Here is an 18026-nt window from a genome sequence, read left to right as displayed (position 1 = left end):
ATCACCGTTGCTGACAGTGATGTAGTCAGAGATGTAGTCAAACCCATCCCCGACGGCCAGAGGCACCTCCCTCACGCGGAGGAAAGTGCCTCTGACCTGGTGAAACTGTGTCGGGCTGACAGGATTTGAACCTGCGACCCCTTGACCCCCAGGGACAAGCCCCCCGTGACAACCCGCGCAATGCGGGCCAGCGCGTGCGGTGTGCTGAGCGCCTTGCCGCGCGCAGTGGGGCCCCGTGCCGGGCCGACCCAGCACGTCCCAATCTGTGTGCACGCACAACTGCACGCACCTCCTAGCCCCACAGCATGACCCCGACCGCCACCGGGATGCGGTGCCGGCGCAGCACCGGTGTGCCCAAGGATCAGTGAGGGCGGGCCCGACCCCATGACCGCGTCCCATCCTCGGTGCCAGCAGTGCGTTCTAGTTCCGGCCGCGACTGCGTAGCGCTGCCCGGTACAGCTGGCGCCCGATCTCACCGGTCGCTAGCGCCTGCATGACCAACTCGGCGCGCTCGCGGTCGACGATCCACCAGTAGAGGGCAAGCAGCGCAACAACGGTGCTGCCAAGCATCACCATCGCCGCCTCGGGGGTCCGGGGTACCAGGAGACCAGACTGACGTTGCACCCAGCCTGGCGGCGATTCGTCGTCGTGTGGAAGAAGAGCCGGGTCGTACCCCCACCCGACGGGCTCGACGACGCCGCCGAGGGCCGCGGCGCGGTCCGCCCGCAAGCCAGACAAGCCCTGGGCAGCATTGGCGGCGTCGGCGAAGATCGAGGAGGTCTTGAACACCGTGTCGTCCAAGATGCCGCCGAGCAGCGCCGTCCGGGCCTGCCCGATCGTCGACGTGTGTCATCGCAGGGGCTCCTGGGTGGTGGGGACGGGAGGAGGGGTGGCGGTGCGGTGGTGGTCGACGGGGACGCCGAGCTCCGCGAGCAGCTCGAGCACGCGCCGCTCGACGTCGTCGCGGATCGCCCGGACCTCGGCGAGGTCCCGGCCGTCGGGGTCGGCGACCTCCCAGTCGCGGTAGGTGGTGCCGGGGAACACCGGGCAGGCGTCACCGCATCCCATGGTGACCACGACGTCGGCGGCCCGGACCACCTCGTCGGTCCACGGCTTCGGGTACTCGGTGGCGATGTCGACACCGCGCTCGGCCATCGCCTGCACGGCGACGGGGTTGACCTCCCCGCCGGGCAGGGACCCCCCGGACCAGCCGACCGCGGCCTCCCCCGCGTGGGCGGCGAAGAAGCCGAGAGCCATCTGCGAGCGCCCGGCGTTGTGCGTGCACAGGAAGAGCGCGACCGGGCGCCGGTCGTTGGTGCGACGCTCGAGGCGGGCCAGCGCGTGCAGCCGCTGACGGGCGAAGCGCTCGGCGAGCAGCGGGAGGAAGTCGGGCAGCGTCGCGGTGGCCGCGAGGTCCTCGTAGGAGGACCGCAGCAGCTCCTCCACGGTCTCGCGCCCGAAGGTCCCGCGCACCTCCTCGGCGAGGCGGTCGACCGAGACGCGGTGCGCGAGCTGCCGGTCGAGCGGTTCGTGGACGGGCTGGTGCGCGGGTGGTGTCATCGGTCGGTCTCTCGGCTGGTCGGGACGGCGGCGGGAAGGGTCTCGATCCGCTGGCGGAGCTCGTCGGCGACCGAGGCGAAGGCTGCGGGACGCCCGTCGGGCACCGGGTCGGGGACCGACCAGTGCACCGTCGCGACGTCGCCGGCGACGAGCTCCTCGTACGCCCGGTCGCACACGGTGACCAGCAGGTCGCCGTGCTCGCGGACGTCGTCGAGGTGGGCCGGCGTCCCGGTGAGGCGCAGCCCGCGACGGGCCGCCTCGTCCACCGCGCCCGGGGCGACCCGGTCGCCCGGGCGGGTGCCCGCGGAGGCTGCCGGGATCGCGGGGCGGGCGTCGTTCCACAGCGCGGCCGCGAGCTGCGACCGGGCCGAGTTGGCGGTGCAGACGAAGAGGACGCGGGACGCCCCGGCCCACGGCGGGTCGGTGCAGCAGTCCGTCGCGCCGACCACGCGGCAGGTGGCGTCGTCGCGGGTGAGCGCGACGTAGCTGCGCCGCCGGTCGGCCTCGGAGCGGTGCCGCGAGACCAGCCCGGCACCCTCGAGCACGCCGAGGTGGTGGGCGAGGAGGTTCGAGGTCAGGTCGAGGGCGGCCGCGAGCTCACCCGGCGAGGCGTCCCCCCACGCCAGCCGGTCGGTGATCCGCAGCCGGACCGGGTCGCCCAGCGCGGCGTGCCGGGCGGCCCGGGCCGTGAGCTCGACGTCCCTGTCCACCACGCCACCATATTGCCTCAGTGGATGTTGAGGCAACAGGGTGGCGCGGCTCGTCCTACCCGGCCAGCAGGTCCTCGATCACCGCCACCTCGGCGGTCTGCGTGGCCTCGATCTCCTCGGCCAGCGCGACGGCCTCGGGGTCCTGCCCGTCGGCCTGCTCGGCCCGGGCCATCTCGACGGCGCCGCGGTGGTGCTCGCGCATCAGCTCGAGCCAGCTCGTCTCGAACGCAGCCCCCTCGGCGGCCTCGAGGGAGGCCATCTGGTCGGCCGACATCATCCCGGTCATCCCGGCCATGTCCCCCGACATCGCCTGGTCGGAGTCGGGCACGGGCTCGCCCCACTCCTCCAGCCAGCCGCTCATGGTCTCGATCTCGGGGTCCTGGGCCGCGGCGATCTCCGCGGCGAGGTCGGCCACCTCGGGGCTGACGTCCTTGCCGTCCACCATCGCCGCCATCTCCACGGCCTGCGCGTGGTGCGGGATCATCTCGGTCGCGAAGGCGACATCGGCCTCGTTGTGGTCCTCGCCCGCACCGCAGGCGGCGAGCACCGGGGCCGTGAGGACCAGCAGCGCGGCGGCGGCCGCCGTACGGACGCGGCGGGGTCGGCGGGTGGTGCGGGGGCGTGCGGGCGTACGAGGGTGCGTGGTCATCGGATCTCCTCGGGTGCGTGCGGGCGTGCTGGACCTGGCTCGTGGGGCACGAGCCGGATCAGCAGCGGCAGACGCCGAGGGCGACGAGGTCGGGCGGTCGGGCGCGCGGTGCCGGCGGGGCGAGCCCGGTCGACAGGGTCCGGGTCAGGTCACGCAGGCGCAGGAGCAGGCCCCGGCGCCACCGGCCGGTGAGCAGCACGGCGGCCAGGAGGAGGGCCAGGCACAGGCCGACCGCCATCACGTGGCCCCCGTGGTCACCGGCACCCCCGTGGTCCTCCTCGGAGGCGGCGGGGTCCTGGTGGGCCGCGTGCGTCACGCTGTCGGCCGCGGCTGCGGGTTCGACGGTGCCGTGCGTGCCCAGGCCGTGCATCCACAGCAGGCCGAGCAGCGCGAGCACGACGAGGAGCGGGCGCCAGCAGCGCCCGCCGCCCCGTCGTGCTGTGCCCATGCTCCGAGCCTAGGTCAGGCGGCCGCGTCCACCGGCGGGAAGAGGCGCACCAGCACGTCCTCCATCGTGACCACGCCGACCCGACCGTCCTTGGCAGTCACGACCGCGAGGTGCTGGCGGGTCTCGCGCATGTCGGCCAGCGCCGCGTAGACCGGGGTCGCGGCCGCGAGGTGGTACGGCGGGCGTGCCACCTGCTCGACGGTGTCGTCGGCCTCGAGCACCAGGGTGTCGCGCACGTGCACGACCCCGGTGACCGCGCCGGCGGGACCGGTCGGCCCGCCGTCGCGGAGCAGGATCCGCAGGTGGCCCGAGGAGCGGCCGAGGTCGCGGACCTCGCCGACGCTGGCCCCGGTCCCGACGGCCGTGACGGCGAGGTCCCACCGCACCAGGTCGTCGAGGGTCAGGTCGGCCAGGTCCAGGGCCTCGGTGATCTGCGAGGACCAGCGTGCGTCCAGCGTGCCGGCGGCCGCGGAGTGCTCGACCAGCTGCCGCAGGTCGTCGGGCGTCTGGCCCGACGACACGGTGTCCTGGGGCTCCACCCCGACCCGGCGCAGGCACCAGTTCGCGGCCTCGTTCAGGGCGACCAGCAGCGGTCGGAACAGCCACATGAAGCCCCGCATCGGCAGCGCCAGCAGGGTCGCGGCCGACTCCGGGTGGGCGATCGCCCACGACTTCGGCGCCATCTCGCCGACGACGAGGTGCAGGAACGTCACCACGACGAGCGCGAGCGCGAAGCCGAGCGCGCCGGCGACCCAGGACGGGGCGCCCCAGTCCGCGAAGAGCGGCGTGAGCGCGTAGTTGACCGCAGGCTTGGTGATCGCACCGAGCGCCAGGGCGCAGGCGGTGATGCCGAGCTGGCTGCCGGCCAGCAGCACGGTCAGCTCGTCGGCGCTGCGCAGCGCCGCCCTCGCGGAGCGGCTGGTGGCGGCCTGGTCCTGCAACCGGTGGCGCTTGGCCGCCAGCAGCGCGAACTCGGCGGCCACGAAGAACGCGCTCAGCGCGATCAGGGCGGTCGTCACGACGACGACGACGTACGGGTTGTCGAGGCTCATGCCCGCTCCTCCTGCTGGGTCGACGCCGCGGGGGCGACGGGCTCGTCGGCGGGGTCACCGACGGGGGCACCGGCGCGGTCGGGCGGCAGCGCCAGGCGCAGCCGCGAGGGCACGTGGCGCTCGACCTCGAGCACGGTGATGGTCAGCACCTCCGGGAGGACGTCGTCCTCGCCGAGGGTGGCGGGGTCCTGGGGCAGCTCGACCGCGACCTGGTGCCCGACCGCGGGCAGCTCGCCGACCTCGGCGATGACGAGACCGCCGAGGGTCTCGTAGTCGCCGCGCGGCAGCTCGCGGTCGAGGTGCCGCTGCACCTCGTCGAGGTGCAGGTCACCGGGGACCTCCCAGGCGCCGGCGTCCTCGTCCCCGGTCACGCCGGCGTCGAGGGCGTCGACCGGGTCGTGCTCGTCGGCGATCTCGCCGACCAGCTCCTCGGCGAGGTCCTCGATGGTCAGCACGCCGGCGAACCCGCCGTACTCGTCGAGCACGCAGGCCAGCTGGTTGCGGGTCTGCGCCAGGCGGCGCAGGGCGTCGGGCAGCGACATGACCTCGGGCACCAGGACCGGCTCGCGCGTCAGCGTGGTGACGGGAGCACCGGTGGGTCCGGCGTCCAGGACGTCCTGCAGGTGCAGGACGCCGGCCACCTCGCCCCCGTCCAGCACGGGGTAGCGCGAGTGGCCGGAGCCCATCGCGGCCCAGGCGTCGGCCACCGTCTGGTCGGCCCGCAGCACGTCGACCCGCCCCCGCGGCACCATCGCGTGCTCCACGTCCTGGGCCGGGAAGTCGAGCATCCGGTCCAGCAGCAGGGACAGCTCGCGCGGCAGGTCGCCGCTGGCACGGGAGTCGGCCACGATGTGCTCGAGGTCGCGCGCGGTCGCGGCGTGCTCGACGTCGTGGACCGGCTCGATCCGCAACGCCTTCAGCAGCAGGTTCGAGGCCTGGTCGAAGACGGAGATGACCGGACCGAGCACGCGCAGGTAGACGCGGGTCGAGGACGCCAGGCGCACGGCGACCGGCTCGGGCCGGGCGATGGCGAGGTTCTTGGGGAACAGCTCGCCGAAGAGCATCTGGATGATCGTCGAGGCCAGCAGGGCCACGACCGTGCCGACCGCGATGCCGACGCCGGTCGGCACGCCGACCCCGCCGAGCGCGGTGCCGAGGGACTCACCGATCAGCGGCTCGGCGACGTACCCGACGAGCAGGGCGGTGACGGTGATGCCGAGCTGGGCGCCGGAGAGCATGAAGGACGTGCGTCCGGTCACGTCGAGCGCCCGGGCGGCGGCCTTGTCGCCGGACGCGGCACGGGCCTTGAGCCGGGAGCGGTCCACGGCCATGTAGGAGAACTCCTGGGCCACGAAGTAGCCGGTGGCGGCGGTGATCGCCAGCACGACCAGCAGGCCGAGGAGGAGGGTGAGCACCCACATCAGGAGCGGCCCCTCCCGGTCGTGGTGCGCAGGAGGGGCTGTCTACTGTGGCAGTCCATGAAGGGCTGTCGGCCTTTCGGGTCGCAGGGCGGCACGGCGCCGCCTGCACGGGCAGGACCATCCATGGTGGCAGACGCCCGGTGACGCGCGGCCCGGGTGACGAGCGGGTGGCGCAGCCGTGACGGGCCGATGACGGGCCGGGAGCCGAGGCGTGTCCGGCGCAGGCCCCGGACGCGGGTACTGTCGAGCCATGGTCGAATCCAGCACTGTCAACACCGAGGACGACCGCACGGACGAGGAGACGCCCGAGGCGGCGTCCGTCCTGGAGGACGAGGAGACGCCTGAGGAGGCGCCCGTCCTGGAGGGCGAGGAGCTCCGTGTGGCACGCGCCGAGGCCGCCCGCGAGGTCCTGCTGGGCACCGCAGGTCGTTACCACGACGTCATCACCTACCAGGCGCTCGGCGCGGCCGTGGTCGAGCGCACCGGCGTGCACACCAAGCAGCTGCTCCAGTACTGGATCAGCGACGTCCTGCTGCGCGTCGCCCGCGAGTGCGCCGCCCGTGACGAGCCGAACCTGGCCTCGCTATGCGTCAACAACACCGGCAGCGTCGGCGAGGGGTACCGCGCCGCGGTGCTGGCCGTGACCGGCGAGGAGCCGGCCGACGCCGACGACCACGCCGCCACCCAGCGCCTGGCCTGCCACCGCCACTTCGAGGCCACCAACCTGCCCGAGTCCGGCGGCCAGGCCGCCCTGGCCCCGAAGCTGGCCGCCAGCCGCTCCCGCGCCCGCAAGAACGCCTGGGAGGCGCGCGAGATCCCGCTGTGCCCGGACTGCAACCTCGCCCTGCCGGCCAACGGCGTCTGCGACGAGTGCGACTGACCTGAGGCCACCGGCCGACACCGGCCCCGACGACAGCAGCGGATCAGTGCCACCAGGTGGCAGTGATCCGCTGCTGTCGTACCGGAGGCTTCGGCCTCAGAGCTGGGACTGCACCCCGGCCAGCAGCTGGCGCGCCATCACGATCCGCTGCACCTGGTTGGTGCCCTCGTAGATCTGGGTGGTCTTGGCCCCATCCGGGGCCCACCCCTTCTGACCTGCGACTTCCCCATTGGCCTGTCACGCAGAGTCACATAGCGCGTTCCTCACCATGCCGACTCGTTCGGACTGGTGCTGGCAGTGATTGCCCAGCTTCCGGTCGCGCGGGACGGGTCAGGGACATGACTGACCACAACACCTTGACCTCGATGGCCTGCTGCGTCCGGCACTACCCCGACCGCGTCCTGCGCAAGCGAGACCTTGCCCTCGAGCTTGGCATCTGCGAGAGGACCATCGACAACCTCCTCGATGGCGGCAAGCTGCCCGAGCCCTGCTGGCTGAACTCCCTCCCGGTGTGGATGCTCCACGACGTCCACGCCTTCATCAGCGCCGCGAGCAAAGCCGGCACCCGCGCCCGCACCATCGGGTCCGCCGAGGAGGCGGGCCCGTCCGAAGAGGCCGAGAAGACCAAGGACACCGCGAAGGCGAAGAGGTCCGCACACAAGGCGGGTAAGTACAGTGTCTGAGCGCAGGCGCGCTGCCGCCGAGCAGAACATCACCCGCCGTCGCGACGACGACCCCGTCCGAATCTCCAGCGACTTCCGGGTCTCGTGGTATCCCGCTGGTGTCCCGGGTCGGGGCAACAAACGGAGGCAGCAGCGCTGCAAGAGCCGGGATGAGGCAGAGGCGTTCGCCGCGGAGAAGTACGCCGAGATCGACCGCCACCGTTCGCGTGGACCGCTGAGCCATGAGCCCTTCGGCTTCACCTACATGCGCTTCATCTCTTTCCTCGGCGCCTCGAACACCCCGCAGGGCACCACGGACCAGTACCGGTCGAACTGGAACTGTCACATGCCCGAAGCTGTGGCAGACGTTGCCTGTGGCGACCTCACCGTCGGACACTGGACCCAGGTCTTCGAGGGGATGCTGCTCGGGGGCGCCACGAAGGAGACGATGCGTGCCGTCGCGCGGACGCTCGGCGCCCTCATCACCTACGCCGAGAACCGCAACTTCTTCGGCGACCGCGACGCGTTCGGAGTCTCCGCGCGTCGCCGCGGCCGCATCGTGGCGGAGCTCGCGAAGAAGGCACCGGCCGCCGCGGACCAGGAACGGATCGGTGTCGAGCACTGCCCGGCGCCCGCCACGATCCACCGGTTCGCCGGTGTCGCGGAAAGACTGCTGCCCGGGTACGGGTTCCTGCTGATTCTTCTCGCGTTCGCCAGCGGTCTTCGCTTCACGGAGTGCCTCGGGCTCCGGGTGGAGCACATCGACCTCAACGCCGGAAAGATTCGTGTCGTCCAGCAGCTGAACCGCTACCGGGCGTGGCCCGCGGTGGCGCCTCCCAAGGGCGGCAAGGGGCGCACGGTCCGGATGTGGGCCGCCTACGAGTGGGTCCTTCACCGCCTCGTCGCGCAGGCGGCGACCCACGAGGGTGATGCAGCCGGCTGGCTGTTCCCGCCCGATCGCAAGGTCAAGCGCTGGGCAGACCGGGTCAACCGGCTCATCAACCAGGACGCCAAGACTCTCTTCAACCAGGAGTGCACCAACGGTCCTCACGAAGATGTGGACTCCACGCCGTGGATGTGGACCCTCCACTGGCTCAGGCACGCTCACGCTTCGTACAGCCTGGCCTCCAAGGAGCACGGCGGCCTCGGCTTCAGCGTGACCTACGTGCAGGGACAGCTGGGGCACAGGAAGCCCACTACGACGACGGACCGGTACCAGTCCCCCATCGCCGGCGAGGGGGATGCCGCTCGCGAGATGTCACGGACACTTCCCTGGGAGGTGATGGGTCGCGAGGCCGCCTCGGCCTCTCCGGCGGCCGGCGAGGTTGCTTGATCTCGCGGAAGCCCGAGTGCGTCGCCGAAGGCTCGGACGGCGGCCGGAACCTACTGTGTGAGACGCCCGAACATGCCCTTCACCCATGACCTAGGAGGAACTCATGTCCTACCTCCCCTCGCAACCCGCTGAGCCTCGTTTTCTCGACGTCTTCCGCAGCTCCCGGACGCATCACGCCCGCTCCTCGCTTACCACTAGGTGCTCATGCGAGGCCCGTCCGACCTGATGGCCGCCGACCACGAGCTCATCGCCGATTACAGTCGGGCCTGAACGACTGCGACGACTGCCACGGGATGAATGCGGTGACAGCCGCCAGGTTCGGGATCGAGGAGAGTTTGCTCGCCGCTCTCCCGACGCACTTGGAGAGCGCACCGGTGGTCGGTCGTCTCCGGCCGGCGCTCGCGTACGTCGCCAAGCTGGCTGCGACGCCGGACCGCATCACCCCGTCCGACGCCGAGGCCGTGCTGTCAGCGGGCTGGTTTGAGAAGCCCCCGCACGACGCCGTGTCGATCTGCGGCCGGTCCAACCTCACGAACAGGCTCATCAGCGGGGACTACTTCGAGACGTCAGGCGAGCGCCTCGCCGAGGGCGGCTACGCGGGGTTGGCCGACTTACTGTGACCCCCGGCCAGCGCGCTGAGCGCAAGGCGGATCAGTAGGGATGTAGGCAGATCGAGTCGGCACCGCGTTTCGACCGACACGGGCGCACCCGTCGTGACGTCCATCCCGTCGACGAACTACGTCGGCGACGGGTAGTCCTCTCCCACGAGGAAGAGCCGGCAGTCAGGCGCCACCTCGGCCAGCGCGGACTCGACCTCGGCACGAAGACGCTCGAGCGAAGGACAGTCGTGGACGTGCAGGACCTAGACCCGGACCGACTCAGCCATGCCGCCATCCTGCCGACACGCATTGTCGGCGTTCTGTGAGCGTGCTTACGGAACGGGCACGTCAGCACGAGAAGACTCCGTCTCCCAGCTCGCCGCGCGGTGGCGACCGAAGACCAGGAGATCATCATGACCAGTGCTGTTCAGACATCCAAGCGCGCCGGTGTGGGTGGAGCCCTCGCGTCCGGCGCTGTGGCCGGCGTGCTCGCGTCGATCGCGATGGGGATCTTCGCCATGGTGGCGGGGTTGGTCAACGGGACCGGCTTCTTCACCCCGCTGCACCACATCGCGTCACTGTGGGCAGCCCCGGACGCGATGATGACGTCGATGGAGGCGGCGATGGGCGGAAACGACTTCCGCATCACCGCCGGAACCGCAGTCCTCGGTGCGGTGATTCACATGATGACCGGCGCGATGTACGGCGCGGTGTTCGGCCTCGTCCTCTCCAGGCTGCACCTGCGGTTCGGCGTCCTACTCGCCGCCGGGCTGGCGTACGGCGCACTGGTCTTCGTGATGAGCGCGTTCGTCGGGCTGCCCCTCGCTGCTGCGATCTTCGACGCGGGCGACCCCATCAGCAACATGGCCGAAATGGCCGGGTGGACGACCTTCGCGGTCGAGCACCTCATCTTCGGACTGGTGCTGGCAGCGCTCCTCTCCCTGGCTCACCGGAATGCCGACGCGCCGACACAAAAGGTTGCCGCACGCTGAGACCCGCTCAGCACCTCGTCGTGGGCCGGGTGGCGCACCAACACCACCCGGCCCGCCAGCGTGACCTCACGACCACCCCTCCTCGACAAGGCTGAGACCATGGGACCGGAAACAAGCGCCTGCGTGAACGACACCCAACCGGAGGACCTCGCCGGAGGCGGCCGGCCGTGGTCCCCCGGCCGCAGAGAGGAAGACGTGGACATCGAGCGGGCCGCCGATCGCCAGCAAGAGCGGCTTTGGTGCATGGCCGAAGTCGACATCTTCTGCGACCTGGACGACGCGGAGATGGGCGCCCTGTCCCAGGCGGCGCCGATGCGCCGCTACGGCTCCGGTGAGCTGGTCTACACCCCCCACCAACCGCTCGAGGCCCTGTTCATCCTCAAGCAGGGTCGGATCCGGATCTTCCGTGTCTCCCCCGATGGGCGGGCGCTGACCACGGCCATCATCTCGCCTGGCACCATTTTCGGCGAGATGGTGATCGTGGGACAGCAGATGCACGACAGCTTCGCCGAAGCCCTCGAGGACATCGTCGTGTGCGTCATGTCCGAGGCCGACGTACGCCGCCTCCTGCTGGGCGACTCGCGGATCGCCACGCGCATCTCCGAGACGCTCGGACGACGCCTGGGCGAGCTGGAGCAGCGACTCTCCGACGCGGTCTTCAAGTCGGTCCCCGAGCGCGTTGCCGGTGCGCTGTTGGCGCTCGCCCAGGGCTCGAGCGGCACCTTCGGACGAGATGCCCAGGTCAAGCTCACCCACGAACAGCTCGCCGCGCTGGCGGCGACGTCGCGCGAGACGACGACGAAGATCCTGGGCGAACTCGCCGACCTCGGACTGATCTCGCTGGGTCGCGGCAAGATCACCGTGCACGATCAGGACAGGCTGCGCGAGCTCGGCGGCTACTGAGCAGGACGCAGTCCGTCAGCGGTACTCCGGGTTCGGGTGGTCCGGGTCGGACAGGTCCCAGTTGGTCGTGACGTTGCCGTGGGCGGGCACTCCCCCGGCGTCCTTGAGCCTGCGGGCCGTGTGGAGCATGTTCCAGGCAGCGAAGACCGCGTTGCGCGTGGTCCAGTGGTTGCGCGCCCCTCGGTCGTCGTCGAGGTAGGACGGTCCGGGGCCGGCCTCGCCGTTCCAGTAGGCGTCGACCTGGGGCGGGATGGTGAAACCGATGTGGCTCAGCGCGTAGAGCATCTGGGCCGCGCAGTGCTTTCCGCCGTCCTCGTTGCCCGTGATGACGACCCCGCCGACCTTGCCGTAGTAGCTCCACTGGCCGGCGCTGTTCATCTCGCCGGACCAGCCGTAGAGCCGCTCGATCGCCAGCCGGGTCAGTGAGGACTGGTCCCCCAGCCAGATCGGGGAAGCGAGGACGACAATGTCCGCCGGCTCCACCAGCGAGCGGTAGAGGTCGGGGAAGTCGTCGCGCTCCCACCCGTGCTCACGCATGTCGGGCTGGACCCCCGGTGGAACGACGTGATCGACGAGCCGCACGACGTCGACCTGCGCGCCGACGCCCTCCAGCACCCGACGGGTGACCGCCAGCAACCCGTCGGTGTGGCTCGGCTCGGGGGAGCGCTTGAGGGTCCCGTTGAGGACGACCACACGCAGGTCGTCGTACGAGGTGGTCGCGGCGGCCACCTCCGCGTCGATGAATGTGACGACGGATGCGGGGATCATGTGGATCTCCTTGACTGGGGGGACCGCGTCGGGCGGATTGACGGACCCGGCGCGTCGTCGACCCGACGGACGACGACCGGTGGGGCGAACGCCACCCGTCCGCGGACCGGCTGCGACCACCATCGTGGGCGGGCGATGCACCAGGCCGCGTCGACGGCTCGTGTTCCGCCGATGCAGACATCGAAGCGGGCGGACGTGCCGCGCAGGGACGGACGCAGGGAGACCGGTCGCAGGTACCGGAACGCCACGTCCTGCGGGGCGAAGTAGCGGAAGCCGCCGCGAGCGACGGTGTCCTGGCCCTCCGCCAGGACGGTTCCTTCGAGCTCGGCGCGCATGGTCATGGCGTCAGGGCATGGTCGGATGCGTGAGTGGTGACGATGTCGATCTCGCCCAGCAGGGTGCGGTGGACAGGGCAGCGGTCCGCGATCGAGAGGAGTGCCGCACGCTGATCCTCGGGCAGGGAGGGGTCCAGCTCGATGTGCCGGTGCACCCGGTCGACATGTCCTGAGGTGGTCTCACAGGTCTCGCAGTCGGAGGCGTGGATGCGACCGTGGCGAAGCGTCACCCGTGATGGCCGGTAATCCCACCCCTTGCGCCGCGCATACATCCGCATGGTCATCGACGTGCATGCCCCGAGCGCGGAGAGCAACACGTCGTACGGAGCTGGACCGGTGTCGGCACCACCGACGTCGAGTGGCTCGTCGAGGAGCCAGGTGTGGCGCCCCGCGCGGGCCCGGTGGGCGTAGCCCTCGAGGTCATCGATCTCGTCGACTACCACGCCCGAGGGCGCTGCGGGGGCCGTGGACGGCGACGCCGGCCGAACCGGGAGGTACCGGCCGGCCCACGTCGCGATCATGGATCCGGCGTAGTCGGCGTCCTCGGCGCGCAGCAGCAGGTGGTCGGCGTCGTCCAGGGTCACGAACGACTTCGGGTGCCGTGCGGTGTCGAAGATCGCGCGCGCCTCCCCGATGCCGACGACGGCGTCCCGCGGCGAATGCAGGACGAGGAGGGGTCTGCCGAGCGCGGAGATGCGCTCGCGCTGGGGTCGGGCCGACAGGTCGCGGACCAGGTCCGGGCTGATGTGGAGGCTCCGTGCGCCGATGGTGACGGCGAGGTGTCCGTCGGGCGCAGGCTCCGCACCTGACAGGAGCCTGGTGAGGTGGGCCGGAGTCGACGGGGCACCGATCACCGCGACTGCTCCGACGGATTTCAGCTCCCCGGCGATGGCCAGGACGGCTGCGCCTCCGAGCGAGTGGCCGACGAGCAGCCGCGGAGGCTCGAGCTCGTCGGCGAGCCAGCGAGCGGCGGCGCGGAGGTCCTCGAGATTAGTGCTGAACGTGGTCTCGGCGAAGGAGCCGTCGGAGTCCCCGAGCCCCGTGAAGTCGAAGCGCAGGACTGCGTAGCCGGCCCTCGTCAGGGCCCTGGCGACGCGAGATGCTGCCCGCGAGGTGCGGTCGCAGGTGAAGCAGTGGGCAAAGAGGGCAACTGCTCGGACTGGACCGGCCGGAAGGTCGAGGGTGCCGGCGAGGTCAGACCCGCTGCTGCCAAGGAAGGCAACCTGCCTTCGTTGAAGCTCCGCCTCGATCCTCATCGGCCCGGGGAGCGGCGCAGGAGCGAGCCTACGACGCCAGCAGACGGGTTGGTGAGCACCGTGGCGCCGATCCGGACCGTCGGGACGGTCTCGTTGCCCTGGTTGTGCGTTCGCACAAACACGGAGGCCTCAGGGTCGTCCCACACGTTCCGCCACGTGGCCCGCACGCCCCGCAGCGCCAGTGCGACACGGAGCCTGAGGCAGAAGGGGCAACCGGGCCGCCAGAACACCTCTACCAAGGGCGCGTTCACTGGCACGCCTCCGGGCCGAACCTGACGGCGTTCTCGCCGCTCCACGATGACGTCATGACCGGGTCTCCTTCAATGGTGTTCGCGCCACGTACGGGCTGTCGTGGGAACCCGACGAGATGCCCTGGGCGTTCCCGCCGGATGTGACGCCCCGCACCGCCCACAGCGAGGACCGACCGTCTGGAGGCAGCACTCGGACTCGGGTGCCCGGGCCGACGTCCTCGCCGATCGGGAGCTCGACCTCCATGCGTGAGTCGTCAGAGCCCATGAGGGAGAGGACGACGCGAGTCCCGGTGGGACGGCGCCGCACCACGTGGGCCTCGAGCCCGGTGCCGGTGGTGCCGCCATCGGCGGGCTCGATACGCAGCGCCTCCCGGCGTACCAGGAGAACCGCGGCACCGTCACCCGCTGCCTCGGCCGCGACGGGCAGCCGCCCCCACGCTGAGTGGTGTGCGCCGTCGCGGACCGTGCCGGCGACCTCGGTGAAGCCGCCCAGCAGGCGGGCGACAGCCACCGTCGCGGGCCGCTGGTAGACCTCGGCCATCGGCGCATGCTGGTGGACGCTCCCGTCGACGAGCACGACGGTCGACTCGGCGAGCGCCGCCTCGTCGAGGTCGTGGGTGACCATGAGGATGGTCGGCGCCAGCGCCGCGCGGACCTCTGCGAGCAGGTCGTGCATCGACGCCCGGAGCTCGCGGTCCAAAGAGCTGAAGGGCTCGTCGAGAAGTAACGCACCGCGCTCGGCCGCCAGCGCCCGGGCGAGCGCGACCCGCTGCTGCTGGCCACCGGACAGCGACGCGACGTCGCGCGAGTCCAGTCCTTCGAGATGCACCAGCCGCAGGTAGCGCTGGGCACACCGGCGGGCCTCCCGACGTCCGGAACCGGCAAGCCGGGGGGCGAAGGCGATGTTGCCGGCTACGTCGAGGTGCTCGAAGAGCAGCGGGTGCTGGAACATCACCGTGAGGTCGCGCCGCTCGGTGGGCTGGTCGGCGACGTCGCGGCCGTCCACCAGCACCTGTCCGGAGGTGGAGCGCAGCAGGCCGGCCGCGACGCGCAGGAGGGTGCTCTTGCCGGATCCCGAGGGTCCGACGACGGAGACCATCTCGCCGTCCGCGACCGCAACGGATGCGCCCCGGAGGGCGGGGGTGTCCGCGTCGGCATAACGGTGCCACAGGCCGCGGACCTCGAGGGTGCTCATCAGCGCATCCTCTCCTCGGGGGGCACGGACTCGGGCAGACGGTCCGCCGCGGTGCGACCGCTGCTTCGGACCCGCAGGGCGGCGACGGTCACCAGAGCCACGGGTGGCACGAGGGTGGCCAGCGCCATCGCGGCGACCGCAGCGTCGTTCCCGGAGCCGGACGCCGCGGCTCCCAGCAGGACGGGCGCGGTCACGAGTTGCCCGCCACCCACCAGCAGCGTGACGACGTAGTCGCTCCACCCGACCAGGAAGGCCAGCAGCGCCGCCACGAGGATGCTGCCCCGCACGGCTGGCAGCACCACCCGCAGACGGGCCTGGCGGGGGGTCGCACCCAGGGCTCGCGCCTGGGCCTCCAGCTCCGGCGACGTCCGCGCGAACGCGGTCGCGCTCGTGTACGCCGTGTAGGGGATCGCCACCACCGACAGGAGCAGCACCACCGACACCAGCTCGGGAAGGCCGACGCGGATCAGCACCACGTCGAGGCCCATGGCCACGGCGAAGGGCGGCAGGACCAGCGGCACCAGCAGAGCGGCGACCACCAGCCGGGGTCGCCCGGTGAGCCGCCAGCCGAGCACCCGCCCCGTCATTACCCCCAGCGGTGTCGCGACGGCAGCAACAGCGAGACCCAACGCGAGCGAACGCAGCAGCGCGAACGGCAGCCCGGCCGCAGCGGCGTCGCGCCAGCCCGTGACGCCCCAGGCGCCGGGAAGCAGGTCGGGGTAGCTCCACCGCTCCGCTCCCGCCCACACCAGGACCGGCGCCAGCGGCACGACCAGCCAGAGCAGCGCCAGCACCAGACCGGCCACCGGCAGGACCCGTCTCACGGCGCACCACCCGACGAGAGCGCCCGCAGGCGCGGGAGCGCCGCGAGCGCCGGGACGGCGACGCAGAGGGCGAGGACGGAGCCGGTCACCGCGGCGGCCGCGGCGGCCGGACGATCGGTCAGCTCGATGGAGCCGAAGAGCCGGAAGGCCAGCACTGGTAGGGGTTCTGGAACCGCCCGTCCGAGCAGCCAGGCCACCTCGTAAGACCCGATGGCGTAGACGAGCGTGACCAGGGAGGCGGCGCCGACCGCGGGCGCGGCCGTGGGCAGCAGCACCCGGACGAGCCGCTGGACAGGACGGGCTCCCAGGCCTGCCGCGACCTGCATGCGCATCCGGTGACCCGGTGCGACCGCGGCCAGGACTACGAGGGCGACGAACGCCGACTCCTTCCACGCAAGCTCGAGGACGGTCGCGACCGGCCACGACCCGCCGACGAGCGCCGGCCAGCCGTCGCCGCCCGCCCGCGCGGCGAGGCGGGCACCCACTCCCCCGTCGCCCAGGAGCAGCGACACCGAGGTCGCTCCCACCAGGTGCGGGACCGCGAGCACCGCGAGGCACGCCAGGCGTAGGACGGCCGCCGCCCGGCCGCCTCCAAGCATCAGCGTCGCCAGGAGGAAGCCGACCAGGGCCGCGAGGACCGTCGCCGGCACGGCGATCAGCAGCGACTCCCCGATCCCGGCCACCAGGTCGGGCGCGGCCGACCGCCAGCCGTCGAGGCTCGGCGCGGGCTCGCCGTACAACGGCATCAACCCGACCGAGGTCGCCACCACCGCAGCCATGCCGGTCCCCGCGACCACGGTGATGGCCACGATCCCGGGCGCGGCCCCGCCCGCCCCCCGACTCGTCATGGGCGACCGAGGACCTCGCGTCGCCAGCCCTCGTCGAGCGGTGTCACCCAGGACGAGGAAAGCTCCGGCTGCGCGTTGCGGGACAGGTCGTCGTACGCCGGCACCACCGGTGAGTCAGGCAGCCGGTCGAAGGCACGCGCGGCCTCGTCCTCGAGCAGCGCGATGTCGAGGACGGTGAACTGTCCCCACACGTCGGGGTCGGCCTTCGCGACCTGCTGCTCGGGCGACAGGGCCAGGTCGGCGACGACCATCGCCCCGGCCTGGTCCGGCGAGCTGGCGGGGATCGCGAGGAAGCTGGCGTTGCCGATGGTCCCGTCCTCGACCTCGAGCACCCGGGTGGTCGGCGGGAAGGTGCCGTCCGCGACCAGCTCGGTGAGGGTCGCGGGACCGTAGGTCATGGTGAAGTCCACCTGGCCGTCGGCGAACAGCCGGTCCAGCGCGACCTGGTCCCGCGGGTGCGTGCGTCCCTCGCGCCACAGCGCGGGCGCGAGGTCGCGCAACCGCTCCCACAGCGGAGGCGTCAACTCGCCGTACGCACCCTCGTCGTAAGCCGCCGGGACCCCCTCCGCGCCCCCGGACAGCGCATAGAGGGCCTGCCGCACGAAGACCGAGCCGGTGAAGTCGGGCGGCGCGGGATAGGTGAAGCGGCCGGGGTGGGCCTCGGCCCAGTCGAGCAGCCCGGCGACGGTGGTGGGTGGATCAGTGACCCGGGCGGAGTCGTAGGCGAAGGTGAACTGCGCCTTGTGCCAGGGCGACTCGCACCCCTCGACCGGCACTCCGAAGTCCTCACTCACCAAGGGGTCCTCGTCGCTGACGTAGCGCATGTTCGGCAGGTCGTCGGACCAGCCGCACAGCCACGCGCCGGCCTCCTGGCCGGTGGCGAAGTTGTCGCCGTTGACCCACACCAGGTCGACGGAACCATCGTCCTCGCCGGCGGCCCGCTCGGCGAGGAGGCGTCGCATCGCGTCCTTGGTGTCCGCCACCGGCACCCGCCGCACCGTGACACCGAGGTCGGCGGCCGCCGGAGCCAGCACGTCGTCGACGTAGGCGTTGCCGCGATCGTCGCCGCCGTACATCCACAGGTCCACCGTCTGGCCCTCCGCCTCGGCCAACACCTCGTCCCACGGCCGGTCGACCGACGCCGTGGGGCTGTCGGCAGACGGGGCCGCGCAGGCGCTGACGAGCAGCGCCGAGGCAAGCGCGGTCGCTGCCAGGGTCATGGGGCGGGCACTCACGGCGATGGTGTCTCCTCAAGCGATGTGGCTGGGCAGGTCCAACCTTGTCGTACCGGGAACACGGTGGAGGTCGTGCAGACTTCCCTCCGTGTGGAGCCAACGCGG

21 protein-coding genes and 1 tRNA gene are annotated in these 18026 nt (G+C 71.8%); 6 read left to right on the top strand and 16 right to left on the bottom strand.

Features of this window, described 5'->3' with window-relative positions; genetic code table 11:
• Positions 1 to 110: 110 nt before the first annotated feature.
• From GV155_RS05110 to GV155_RS05075, 8 genes are all read right to left on the bottom strand, one after another.
• Positions 111 to 176: transfer RNA gene (locus tag GV155_RS05110), tRNA-OTHER, on the bottom strand.
• 244 nt (positions 177 to 420) lie between these two features.
• Positions 421 to 789 (bottom strand): hypothetical protein, encoded by a 369-nt coding sequence (locus tag GV155_RS05105; RefSeq protein WP_160005857.1) that lies wholly within the window; start codon positions 787 to 789, stop codon positions 421 to 423.
• A 60-nt stretch (positions 790 to 849) separates the two neighbouring features.
• Positions 850 to 1560, bottom strand: coding sequence for an arsenate reductase ArsC (locus tag GV155_RS05100; RefSeq protein ID WP_160005855.1), 711 nt, complete (start codon positions 1558 to 1560; stop codon positions 850 to 852).
• Positions 1557 to 2270 (bottom strand): arsenate reductase/protein-tyrosine-phosphatase family protein, encoded by a 714-nt coding sequence (locus GV155_RS05095; protein ID WP_160005853.1) that lies wholly within the window; start codon positions 2268 to 2270, stop codon positions 1557 to 1559. Before GV155_RS05095 ends, GV155_RS05100 begins: the two co-directional genes overlap by 4 nt.
• A gap of 55 nt (positions 2271 to 2325) precedes the next feature.
• Entirely contained in the window at positions 2326 to 2919 is a 594-nt protein-coding gene (locus GV155_RS05090) for a DUF305 domain-containing protein (protein WP_160005851.1), read from the bottom strand.
• Positions 2920 to 2977: 58 nt separating this feature from the next.
• Positions 2978 to 3367: a DUF6153 family protein gene (locus tag GV155_RS05085; protein WP_160005849.1), complete on the bottom strand. Its 390-nt coding sequence runs from the start codon at positions 3365 to 3367 to the stop codon at positions 2978 to 2980.
• A 14-nt stretch (positions 3368 to 3381) separates the two neighbouring features.
• Positions 3382 to 4419: a CNNM domain-containing protein gene (locus GV155_RS05080; protein ID WP_160005847.1), complete on the bottom strand. Its 1038-nt coding sequence runs from the start codon at positions 4417 to 4419 to the stop codon at positions 3382 to 3384.
• Positions 4416 to 5840 (bottom strand): hemolysin family protein, encoded by a 1425-nt coding sequence (locus tag GV155_RS05075; protein WP_160005845.1) that lies wholly within the window; start codon positions 5838 to 5840, stop codon positions 4416 to 4418. Before GV155_RS05075 ends, GV155_RS05080 begins: the two co-directional genes overlap by 4 nt.
• A 250-nt stretch (positions 5841 to 6090) precedes the next feature.
• On the opposite strand from GV155_RS05075, the gene GV155_RS05070 reads away from it, so the two are divergent.
• From GV155_RS05070 to GV155_RS05045, 6 genes are all read left to right on the top strand, one after another.
• Complete coding sequence (locus tag GV155_RS05070; RefSeq protein ID WP_160005843.1) at positions 6091 to 6720, top strand: hypothetical protein; 630 nt, start codon at positions 6091 to 6093, stop codon at positions 6718 to 6720.
• Between the two features lie 338 nt (positions 6721 to 7058).
• Positions 7059 to 7403 (top strand): helix-turn-helix transcriptional regulator, encoded by a 345-nt coding sequence (locus GV155_RS05065; protein WP_160005841.1) that lies wholly within the window; start codon positions 7059 to 7061, stop codon positions 7401 to 7403.
• Positions 7396 to 8715 (top strand): tyrosine-type recombinase/integrase, encoded by a 1320-nt coding sequence (locus GV155_RS05060; protein ID WP_160005839.1) that lies wholly within the window; start codon positions 7396 to 7398, stop codon positions 8713 to 8715. The genes GV155_RS05065 and GV155_RS05060 overlap by 8 nt, the downstream gene beginning before the upstream one ends.
• A gap of 302 nt (positions 8716 to 9017) precedes the next feature.
• A complete protein-coding gene (locus GV155_RS20395) occupies positions 9018 to 9335 on the top strand; it encodes a hypothetical protein (protein ID WP_201300062.1) in 318 nt (105 codons plus the stop codon).
• Positions 9336 to 9700: 365 nt separating this feature from the next.
• Complete coding sequence (locus GV155_RS05050) at positions 9701 to 10306, top strand: hypothetical protein (RefSeq protein ID WP_236554006.1); 606 nt, start codon at positions 9701 to 9703, stop codon at positions 10304 to 10306.
• A gap of 123 nt (positions 10307 to 10429) precedes the next feature.
• Positions 10430 to 11209 carry a Crp/Fnr family transcriptional regulator gene (locus tag GV155_RS05045; RefSeq protein WP_236554004.1) on the top strand — a complete coding sequence of 260 codons (780 nt, stop codon included), beginning with the start codon at positions 10430 to 10432 and terminating at the stop codon, positions 11207 to 11209.
• A 15-nt stretch (positions 11210 to 11224) separates the two neighbouring features.
• Here the strand turns inward: GV155_RS05045 and GV155_RS05040 are convergent, their stop codons facing one another.
• From GV155_RS05040 to GV155_RS05005, 8 genes are all read right to left on the bottom strand, one after another.
• Positions 11225 to 11977, bottom strand: coding sequence for a flavodoxin family protein (locus GV155_RS05040; protein ID WP_160005835.1), 753 nt, complete (start codon positions 11975 to 11977; stop codon positions 11225 to 11227).
• Positions 11974 to 12312, bottom strand: a complete 339-nt coding sequence (locus GV155_RS21105) for a DUF427 domain-containing protein (protein ID WP_442938860.1) — start codon at positions 12310 to 12312, stop codon at positions 11974 to 11976. The genes GV155_RS05040 and GV155_RS21105 overlap by 4 nt, the downstream gene beginning before the upstream one ends.
• Positions 12313 to 12314: 2 nt before the next feature.
• On the bottom strand, positions 12315 to 13568 hold the full coding sequence (locus tag GV155_RS05030) for a bifunctional alpha/beta hydrolase/OsmC family protein (protein ID WP_160005831.1): 1254 nt from the start codon (positions 13566 to 13568) through the stop codon (positions 12315 to 12317).
• Positions 13565 to 13798, bottom strand: a complete 234-nt coding sequence (locus GV155_RS21100; protein ID WP_442938859.1) for a glutaredoxin domain-containing protein — start codon at positions 13796 to 13798, stop codon at positions 13565 to 13567. Before GV155_RS21100 ends, GV155_RS05030 begins: the two co-directional genes overlap by 4 nt.
• 73 nt (positions 13799 to 13871) lie before the next feature.
• Positions 13872 to 15014, bottom strand: a complete 1143-nt coding sequence (locus tag GV155_RS05020; RefSeq protein ID WP_160005827.1) for an ABC transporter ATP-binding protein — start codon at positions 15012 to 15014, stop codon at positions 13872 to 13874.
• Positions 15014 to 15838, bottom strand: a complete 825-nt coding sequence (locus tag GV155_RS05015) for an ABC transporter permease (RefSeq protein WP_201300060.1) — start codon at positions 15836 to 15838, stop codon at positions 15014 to 15016. The genes GV155_RS05020 and GV155_RS05015 overlap by 1 nt, the downstream gene beginning before the upstream one ends.
• Positions 15835 to 16686: an ABC transporter gene (locus tag GV155_RS05010; protein WP_160005825.1), complete on the bottom strand. Its 852-nt coding sequence runs from the start codon at positions 16684 to 16686 to the stop codon at positions 15835 to 15837. Before GV155_RS05010 ends, GV155_RS05015 begins: the two co-directional genes overlap by 4 nt.
• Complete coding sequence (locus GV155_RS05005) at positions 16683 to 17921, bottom strand: ABC transporter substrate-binding protein (RefSeq protein WP_201300059.1); 1239 nt, start codon at positions 17919 to 17921, stop codon at positions 16683 to 16685. The genes GV155_RS05010 and GV155_RS05005 overlap by 4 nt, the downstream gene beginning before the upstream one ends.
• Positions 17922 to 18026 lie beyond the last annotated feature (105 nt).

The sequence above is a fragment of the Nocardioides sp. AX2bis genome (assembly GCF_902506435.1).
Classification (GTDB): domain Bacteria; phylum Actinomycetota; class Actinomycetes; order Propionibacteriales; family Nocardioidaceae; genus Nocardioides.
Note: the sequence above shows the minus strand (reverse complement) of the source record. Positions and strands in the feature narration are given on the sequence as shown.

What these genes read in the sequence shown, in the direction of transcription:
- GV155_RS05100 (WP_160005855.1), bottom strand. Translation starts at nt 1,560, where the DNA reads ATGACACCACCCGCGCACCAGCCCGTCCACGAACCGCTCGACCGGCAG.
- GV155_RS05090 (WP_160005851.1), bottom strand. Translation starts at nt 2,919, where the DNA reads ATGACCACGCACCCTCGTACGCCCGCACGCCCCCGCACCACCCGCCGA.
- GV155_RS05085 (WP_160005849.1), bottom strand. Translation starts at nt 3,367, where the DNA reads ATGGGCACAGCACGACGGGGCGGCGGGCGCTGCTGGCGCCCGCTCCTC.
- GV155_RS05080 (WP_160005847.1), bottom strand. Translation starts at nt 4,419, where the DNA reads ATGAGCCTCGACAACCCGTACGTCGTCGTCGTCGTGACGACCGCCCTG.
- GV155_RS05075 (WP_160005845.1), bottom strand. Translation starts at nt 5,840, where the DNA reads ATGTGGGTGCTCACCCTCCTCCTCGGCCTGCTGGTCGTGCTGGCGATC.
- GV155_RS05070 (WP_160005843.1), top strand. Translation starts at nt 6,091, where the DNA reads ATGGTCGAATCCAGCACTGTCAACACCGAGGACGACCGCACGGACGAG.
- GV155_RS05065 (WP_160005841.1), top strand. Translation starts at nt 7,059, where the DNA reads ATGACTGACCACAACACCTTGACCTCGATGGCCTGCTGCGTCCGGCAC.
- GV155_RS05040 (WP_160005835.1), bottom strand. Translation starts at nt 11,977, where the DNA reads ATGATCCCCGCATCCGTCGTCACATTCATCGACGCGGAGGTGGCCGCC.
- GV155_RS21105 (WP_442938860.1), bottom strand. Translation starts at nt 12,312, where the DNA reads ATGCGCGCCGAGCTCGAAGGAACCGTCCTGGCGGAGGGCCAGGACACC.
- GV155_RS05030 (WP_160005831.1), bottom strand. Translation starts at nt 13,568, where the DNA reads ATGAGGATCGAGGCGGAGCTTCAACGAAGGCAGGTTGCCTTCCTTGGC.
- GV155_RS05020 (WP_160005827.1), bottom strand. Translation starts at nt 15,014, where the DNA reads ATGAGCACCCTCGAGGTCCGCGGCCTGTGGCACCGTTATGCCGACGCG.
- GV155_RS05010 (WP_160005825.1), bottom strand. Translation starts at nt 16,686, where the DNA reads ATGACGAGTCGGGGGGCGGGCGGGGCCGCGCCCGGGATCGTGGCCATC.